The organism is Bradyrhizobium sp. PRIMUS42 (assembly GCF_023006515.1).
Taxonomy (GTDB): domain Bacteria; phylum Pseudomonadota; class Alphaproteobacteria; order Rhizobiales; family Xanthobacteraceae; genus Bradyrhizobium.
This window is the reverse complement of record NZ_JALBGZ010000283.1, coordinates 1-7482: the sequence shown is the minus strand read 5'-3', so window position 1 is coordinate 7482 and position 7482 is coordinate 1. Positions and strand designations below refer to the sequence as shown.

General features: G+C 64.0%; 6 protein-coding genes and 1 pseudogene. All 7 read left to right on the top strand.

The window, feature by feature from the left end:
* Window positions 1–389 (top strand): annotated as a pseudogene (locus MOV75_RS20645) (ABC transporter ATP-binding protein); the annotation flags it as partial.
* A 3-nt stretch (window positions 390–392) separates the two neighbouring features.
* Window positions 393–1097, top strand: a complete 705-nt coding sequence (locus tag MOV75_RS20640) for an ABC transporter ATP-binding protein (RefSeq protein ID WP_246929921.1) — start codon at window positions 393–395, stop codon at window positions 1095–1097.
* A gap of 5 nt (window positions 1098–1102) precedes the next feature.
* Window positions 1103–1984: a branched-chain amino acid ABC transporter permease gene (locus MOV75_RS20635; protein WP_246929923.1), complete on the top strand. Its 882-nt coding sequence runs from the start codon at window positions 1103–1105 to the stop codon at window positions 1982–1984.
* The gene (locus MOV75_RS20630) at window positions 1981–3000 is read left to right on the top strand and encodes a branched-chain amino acid ABC transporter permease (protein ID WP_246929924.1); all 1020 of its coding nucleotides are present in this window, start codon (window positions 1981–1983) and stop codon (window positions 2998–3000) included. Before MOV75_RS20635 ends, MOV75_RS20630 begins: the two co-directional genes overlap by 4 nt.
* Window positions 2960–3889: a polyphosphate kinase 2 family protein gene (locus MOV75_RS20625; RefSeq protein ID WP_246929926.1), complete on the top strand. Its 930-nt coding sequence runs from the start codon at window positions 2960–2962 to the stop codon at window positions 3887–3889. The genes MOV75_RS20630 and MOV75_RS20625 overlap by 41 nt, the downstream gene beginning before the upstream one ends.
* Window positions 3886–4923 carry a patatin-like phospholipase family protein gene (locus MOV75_RS20620; RefSeq protein ID WP_246929928.1) on the top strand — a complete coding sequence of 346 codons (1038 nt, stop codon included), beginning with the start codon at window positions 3886–3888 and terminating at the stop codon, window positions 4921–4923. Before MOV75_RS20625 ends, MOV75_RS20620 begins: the two co-directional genes overlap by 4 nt.
* Before the next feature lie 954 nt (window positions 4924–5877).
* The coding region (locus MOV75_RS20615) for a small-conductance mechanosensitive channel (protein ID WP_247006495.1) at window positions 5878–7482 on the top strand (1605 nt) is incomplete at its 3' end.

The following is a 7482-nucleotide window of genomic DNA, read 5'->3' as shown; positions in this document are numbered from 1 at the left end:
CGACCGATCGCCATGCCAGCGTCGATGGCCTCGGCGCGGCCGGCCTGAAGAAGCTCGAGCTGGCCAAGGCGCTCGCCACTTCGCCAAAGCTGCTGCTCGCCGATGAGAGCCTCGGCGGTCTCGACGAGGCCGAGATGGATCAGGCCGCCGACATGCTGCGCAACATCCGCGACGAGCTCGGCATCACCATCATCTGGGTCGAGCACATCATGGGCGTCTTGATGCGCGTCGTCGATCGCGTCATGGTGCTCGATCACGGCGAGAAGATCTCGGAAGGATTGCCGAGCGCGGTCGCGGGCGACCCGCGCGTGATCGAGGTCTATCTCGGCACCGATGCCGAGACCACGCAGGCCGCGGCCGCTGAAGCGCGCCGTCGCGCGGGAGGCTAGCCGATGCTGGAGCTCCGCGCCGTCAATGCCGGCTATGGCACGTTCCAGGCGCTGTTCGATGTCAATCTCGACGTGAAGGCCGGCGAGGCCGTCGGCGTCATCGGCCCCAATGGCGCCGGCAAGACCACCTTGATGCGCGTCATCTCCGGCCTGATCCGGCCCTCGCGCGGGTCGATCCGGATGGAGGGCGCCGACGTCGTGGCAACGCCGGCGCATAAGATCGTCAGCCTCGGCATTGCGCATGTGCCGGAAAACCGGCGGTTGTTTCCGCAGCTCTCGGTCGACGATAATCTCAAGATGGGCGCCTTCATGAAGGAGGCGCGTGGTCACTATGCCGAGCGGGCCGAGGTCGTTTTCGACCTGTTTCCGCGCCTGAAGGAACGGCGCCACCAGATGGCCGGCACCATGTCCGGCGGCGAGCAGCAGATGTGCGCGATCGGCCGTGCGCTGATGTCGAATCCAAAACTGCTGCTGCTCGACGAGCCGTCGGCGGGGCTGGCGCCGGTCGTGGTGCAGCAGGTGTTCGAGCTGGTGAAGCGGATCCGCGCCAGCGGGCTGACGGTGCTGATCGTCGAGCAGAACGTGCAGCAGGTGCTGAAAGTGGTCGATCGCGCCTATCTGATCGAGGCGGGCACGATCAGGGCGTCCGGCACCTCGGCCGAGATGCTCGCAAGCGACACCGTCAAGGAAGCGTATCTCGGGGTATGATGGGCATGCAGGCGTTCCTGGACATATTCGACATCTATCTGCTGGAGGCCGTGATCAACGGCATCCTGCTCGGCGGCGTGCTGGCGCTGCTGGCGCTCGGGCTCAACCTGATCTTCGGCGTCATCGACGTGACCTGGATCTGCTATGCCGAGCTCGTGATGATCGGCATGTACGCCATGTATTTCATGGTGCAGTATTACGGCATCAGCTATTTCGTTGCGGCGCCTCTCACCATTCTGCTGGTCGCGGTCCTCGGCGCGGCGCTGCATTACCTCGTGATCGCGCCGCTGTTGACGGCGCCGCCGATCAACCAGTTGCTCGCGACCGGCGGGGTGCTGTTCGTGCTGCAGAGCTTTGCCACCGTCGCTTTCGGCATCGACTTCCGCAATCTCGGCATCCGCCTGCCGGTGCTCGCCTTCGGCGACATGAACTTTAGTTATGCGCGACTCCTGTCATTCCTGGCCGCGCTGGTCGGCATGGTCGCCGTCTATCTGTTCATGACGCGCACCTTCACCGGCACCGCGATCCGCGCCATCTCGCAGGACCGCCAGATCATGGCGCTGATGGGTGTCGACACCAGGCGGATCTATCTCATCACCTCGGCGCTCGGCGGCGCGCTGGCCGGGCTCGCCGCCTGCCTTTTGGTGTTGCAATATGACGTGCATCCCTTCGTCGGCCTCTCCTTCGGGCCGATCACCTTCCTGATCTGCGTGCTCGGTGGCCTCGGCAATTTCATCGGCGGCTTCATTGCCGCCTTCGTCTTCGCCGAGATCATCTCGCTCGGTGGCCTGTTCTCCGATCTCGAATGGGGTTATGTGCTCGCCTTCGCCTTCTTCATCGTCATGATGTTCATCCGGCCTGCGGGCCTGCTCGCGAGGCGCCGATGATGGGGCAGGGGCGGCTTGCTGCCTGGGGGATGGGATTGGCGGCGCTGGTCGCGCTGCCTTTCGTCTATCGTGATCCCTATCACCTGCACATCCTGGTGCTGATCCTGATCTGGTCGTTCGCCTACACATCGTGGTCGATGATGGGGCGGTTTGGCCTCGTCTCGCTGGGCCACGGCGGCTTCATGGGGATCGGCGCCTATGTCACCGCGTTGCTCTGGAATCATCTCGGCGTGTCGCCCTGGATCGGCATTCCCGTCAGCATGGTCGCAGCCGGCGCGCTGGCGCTGATCGTCGGTTATCCCTGCTTCCGTTTCCGCATCACCGGGCACTATTTCGTGCTGGTGACGCTGGCGCTCTCCGGCATCGTGCTCCAGGTCATCACGGCGACGCGCGACTATACCGGCGGCTCGCTGGGCTATACGCCGAACCGGACCTCGGGAAACAAGCTGCTGGCGCTGCAATTCGACGACAAGACGACCTGGTACCTGATCGCGCTCGGGGTCTGGCTGTTCGGCATCGTGGTCTGGCATTGGGTCGATCGCAGCATGGCACGCTACGCGCTGGAGGCGATTTCGGAGGACGAGGACGCCGCGGCCGCCGCCGGCGTCGACGTCACCGCGGAGAAGCTGAAGATCACGCTGCTCAGTGCGGTGATGACGGCTCTGGCGGGCGCGATCTACTGCCAGTACCAGATGTTCATCACGCCGGACACGGTCAGCGGCATTGCGGTGTCGCTCCAGATGGTGTTCGCGGCCATCGTCGGCGGCCTGTTCGTCTCGCTCGGCCCGACCTTCGGTGCCGTGATCACCATCCTGCTGGCGGAAACCCTTCGCATCGGCTTCGGCACCAAGGCGGTCGGCTGGGACAATCTCGTCTACGGCGTGCTGCTCGTGCTTTTCATCATATTCCTTCCCAAGGGCATCCTTGGTAGCGTGCTCGACCGATTGAAGCCGCAACGCAAGGTACCCCGCGCTCATGAGCAAGAAGCCGTCCAAATCGCTCGCCCAGGAGCTTGACCGTTACATCACGCCATTCCGCTACGATGGCTCCGGCAAGTTTCATCTCAAGGCGCACAAGACCGACGAGAAGGGCGACCTCGACAAGGAGAAGGCGCAAGCGATCCTCGATGCCAACAAGAAGCGGCTGATCGGATTTCAGGAGAAGCTCTACGCCCAGGACCGCTGGTCGCTCCTGATCGTGTTCCAGGCCATGGATGCCGGCGGCAAGGATAGTGCGATCAAGGCGATCTTCGAAGGCATCAATCCGCAGGGCTGCGAGGTCCATGCCTTCAAGGCGCCGAGCAGCAAGGAGCTCGACCACGATTTCCTGTGGCGCCACGTGATCGCGCTGCCCGAGCGCGGCCATATCGGTATCTTCAACCGCTCCCATTACGAGGAATGCCTGGTGACGCGCGTGCACCCGGAGATCCTCGCCAAGGAGAAACTTCCGTCCAAGGTCGTGACGAAGAACATCTGGAAGGAGCGGTTCGAGGATATCTCGGCCTTCGAGCGCTACCTCTGCCGCAACGGCACCGTGGTGCTGAAGTTCTTCCTCAACGTGTCCAGGGACGAGCAACGCGAGCGTTTCCTCGACCGGCTGGAGGATCCGGCCAAGCAGTGGAAGTTCTCGATGGATGACATCAAGGAGCGCGCGCTGTGGCCGCGCTACCAGGCGGTCTACCAGGACATCGTCCGGCACACCTCCACGACCCACGCGCCGTGGTATGTCGTGCCCGCCGACCACAAATGGTTCGCGCGTGTCGTGATCGGCTCGGTGATCAATGCGGCGCTCGAAAAGCTCGACCTGCGCTTCCCCCGCGCAGACAAGGCCTCGCTGGGCGAATTCGACGAGGTGCGCAAGGCACTCGAGAAAGAGGGGAAGGGAGGCAAGAGGCGAGCGAAGTGACAGTGAACGAGACCGCGAACCGGAAGAACGTCAGCTTCGCGCTCCAGGGCGGCGGCGCGCACGGCGCCTTCGTCTGGGGCGTGCTCGACCAGGTGCTCGAGGATGGCAGGCTCGCGATCGAGGCAATCAGCGCCACCAGCGCCGGCGCGATGAACGCGGTGGCGATGGCCTCCGGCATGGCCAAGGGAGGCGCGGAGGCCGCGCGGCAGAACCTGCACGCGTTCTGGTACGAAGTGTCGCGCATGGACATGGCGTACGATCTGCTCTCGCCGCTCAACCAGTGGATCCAGGCCCTCAAGCTGCCGCCGGAATATCATCCGGTTCACGCCTTCATCCACACGCTGACGCACACGCTGCCGCCGAACCTGCTCAATCCCTTCCAACTCAATCCGCTGCGCTCGCTCTTGCAGCGCGTGGTCGATTTCGACCGGCTCAATTCCTCGCCCGAGGCGCCAGCACTGTTTCTCAACGCCACCAATGTCCGCACCGGCAAAATCAAGGTGTTCCAGAGCCCGCATCTCACCGCTGAAACCGTGCTGGCCTCGGCCTGCCTGCCGCCCTATTTCCAGGCCGTCGAGATCGACGGCGAGCATTATTGGGATGGCGGCTATCTCGGCAATCCCGCGATCTATCCGTTGATCTACCGCAGGGGCAGTCACGACGTCATCATCGTGCAGGTCACGGCGATCCGGCGCGACGAACTGCCGGCCAGTGCAGCCGACGTCCTCCACCGCATCAACGAGATCAGCTTCAATTCGTCCCTGATGCGCGAGATGCGCGCGATCGCCTTCGCCACGCGGCTGATCGACAATGGCGAGCTCGACAGCGACAGGCATAGCCGCATGTACATGCACTGGATCGGCAACGACCAGCTGATGTCGCAGCTCGGCACGGCCACGCAATTCCATCCCGAATGGAGCCTGTTGTGCCGCCTGCGCGATGAGGGCCGCGAGGCGGCGCGAAGCTGGCTGGCGCGAAACTTCGACCGGGTCGGAGAGTCCTCGACGGTTGATCTGACGGATATGTTTCTCTAGGCCGCTGAGCCGGCCATCGACAAAAAAGTGCGAAAACAACCCCACTCACAGTAGCGAAATCAAGGGGTATATGTGGTTGCTGATTTTACGAAATCGAATCGACGTGTCGGGCAAAGCAGGGGCATGAGGCCCCATGCCCTGGCTTACGGAACTCGCCCGCTCAAATGTGATCTCCGTGATCATCGATCCCGCTTGACAGTTTTATATCACGGGAGGAGCATGCCGGTGGTCGCAAACAAAGCGACGCGCAACGTCCACCTCATGAGCAAGGGGAGGTCTATGACGCCACCTCCGCAAATCCAGCCGCGTTAAGTGCGACGGAGCTCGTTCGGACTATCGCATAGCGGCAGAAACCGCGAACGGCACGCCGGGTCAAGGTTTAGCGGGCTGCATCAGTAAGGCAGAGCCCCTACCTTCCCGGCGCTGTATTTTGCATCACGTTGATCATGTCAGGTGGCCGTGATGCGGCCCCGTGACAGGCGTGTTTTCACACCCTGCTTTTGTCCTCCTTCCTCCTCGCCGTCATTCCGGGCCAACGCCCGGAATGACGGAGTATTTGCATGCAGGGTACGCGTGTCGCCACGCCGTCGTGGCCGGGCTTGTCCCGGCCATCCACGACTTGCCGCACGGGTGCGAAGAACGTGGATGCCCGGGCCTTTGCCGCGCCGAAGCGGCTTCGGCCGCGCCGGCGGAACAAGCCCGGGCATGACGACCTCTTGTGAGTCGCGCTGCGAGAATTCTACAGAAAGACGGATCGCGTTCTGTTGGCGTTTGAGCCCCACCGACGCCCGGTTCCCTCATCCTGCATTGCGGCAAATGCCAAGAGAATGTCGCCTCAAAGGCCCACTTCCGACACAGGCCACGGGCGAATAGCAGCCATCCGACATGACGCATGTGCTTCGGCGGTGACGGCCACGACACCGCGGGCGCATTCATTTTTTTCAGGGAATCAGCGTGTCGCATAAGCTTGCCCCGGCGCTCCTCGCCGCTCTCTTCCTCGCGATCTCATCTCTCTCCGGCGCCCGCGCCGAGACGCCGGCCGCGAACAGTGCTGCCGCGTTGTCGCCTGAGGAAGCCAAGCGTGCGCTGGTGACGCTCCAGGACGACAAAAAACGTGCGCAGATGATCGACACGCTGCGCGCGATCGCCAATGCGTCCGGTCCGCAAGCGCCTGCGCCCGAGCAGAAGTCGCCGATCCCGCTCGCTGCCGACGGCCTCGGGGCGCAGCTCCTGCTCACGGTGTCGGAGGAGATCGGCGCGATCTCGAGCGAGATCGCCAGCGTGGCGCGGACGCTCACGCATTTCCCAGCGTTCTATTACTGGATCGTGCGGACCGCGAACGATCCTGCGGCCTACAATCTCCTGATCGAGATCGCCTGGAAGCTCGCACTGGTGCTCGGTTGCGCGCTCGCGGCCGAATGGGTGCTGTTCCGTCTGATCCGGCGTCCGGTCGCATTTCTGGAAGGACGCGTGCCGCATGCCGCGCGCCTGCCGGCGCAGGCGCTGCCCATCGCCGATCCGCCGTCGTCAGTCGCCGACGTGACGCCGGCACCTGAATTGCAGAAGCGCCGTCACAGCCTCGCGCGGATCTGGCAGGTCCTGCTGCGGCTGCCCTTCGTGTTCGGACGCCTCGTGCTCGAGCTGCTTCCGGTGTTCGTCTTCATGGGCGTCGCCACCGCGCTGCTCGGCACCGAGATCGGCGAGCCCACCACCGTCCGCCTCGTGATCCTCGCGGTTGCCAACGCCTATGCGTTCTCGCGTGGGCTCATCTGCGTGGTCCGTGCGCTGGCGGGGCCGTTCGGCCTGTTTCCTGTCAGAGCCGAAACCGCGGCCTATGTCGAGATCTGGGCGCGCCGCATCGTCGGTGTCGGCGTATCCGGCATCGCCTTCGCCAATGTGGCGCTGCTGCTGGGTCTGCATCGTGCTGGTTACGCCGCGCTACTCCGCATGGTGATGCTGGTCGTGCATCTCTTCGTCGTCGTCATCATCCTGCAGTGTCGCCGCCAGGTCGCGGACGCCATTCGCGCGCCCGCCGACCAGGCGGGAATCGCGGCGCGGCTGCGCAACCGCGTCGCCGGTGGCTGGCATTATCTTGCGATCGCGCTCGATCTTGCACTCTGGGCGGTGTGGGCGCTCAACATCCGCAACGGCTATTCGCTGCTGCTGCAATATTTCGTCGGCACCATCGTGGTCGCAGTGATCACGCGTGTCGCCATCATGCTGACGCTGAGCCTGATCGACCGCGGCTTCCGCATCAAGCCGGAGGTCCTGCAGCGCTTTCCGGGCCTCGAAATCCGCGCCAACCGCTATCTGCCGCTGCTGCGCAAGATCGTGTCAGGCGTGATCGTCTTCATCGGCTTCGTGGCCGTGCTCGAAGTCTGGGGCGTGGACGCCATCGTCTGGTTTTACGGCGGCCAGATCGGCAGCCGGCTGATCTCGGCCGTGGTGACGATCGGCGTCGCCGTCCTCGTCGCCGCGGCGATCTGGGAAGCCAGCAACGCGCTGCTGGACCGTCAGATCAACACGCTGTCGCGGGACGGGCAGGCTCGCCACGTTGAC

Coding starts and splice junctions, on each gene's coding strand:
- MOV75_RS20625 (WP_246929926.1), top strand. CDS start 2,960: ATGAGCAAGAAGCCGTCCAAATCGCTCGCCCAGGAGCTTGACCGTTAC.
- MOV75_RS20635 (WP_246929923.1), top strand. CDS start 1,103: ATGCAGGCGTTCCTGGACATATTCGACATCTATCTGCTGGAGGCCGTG.
- MOV75_RS20630 (WP_246929924.1), top strand. CDS start 1,981: ATGATGGGGCAGGGGCGGCTTGCTGCCTGGGGGATGGGATTGGCGGCG.
- MOV75_RS20640 (WP_246929921.1), top strand. CDS start 393: ATGCTGGAGCTCCGCGCCGTCAATGCCGGCTATGGCACGTTCCAGGCG.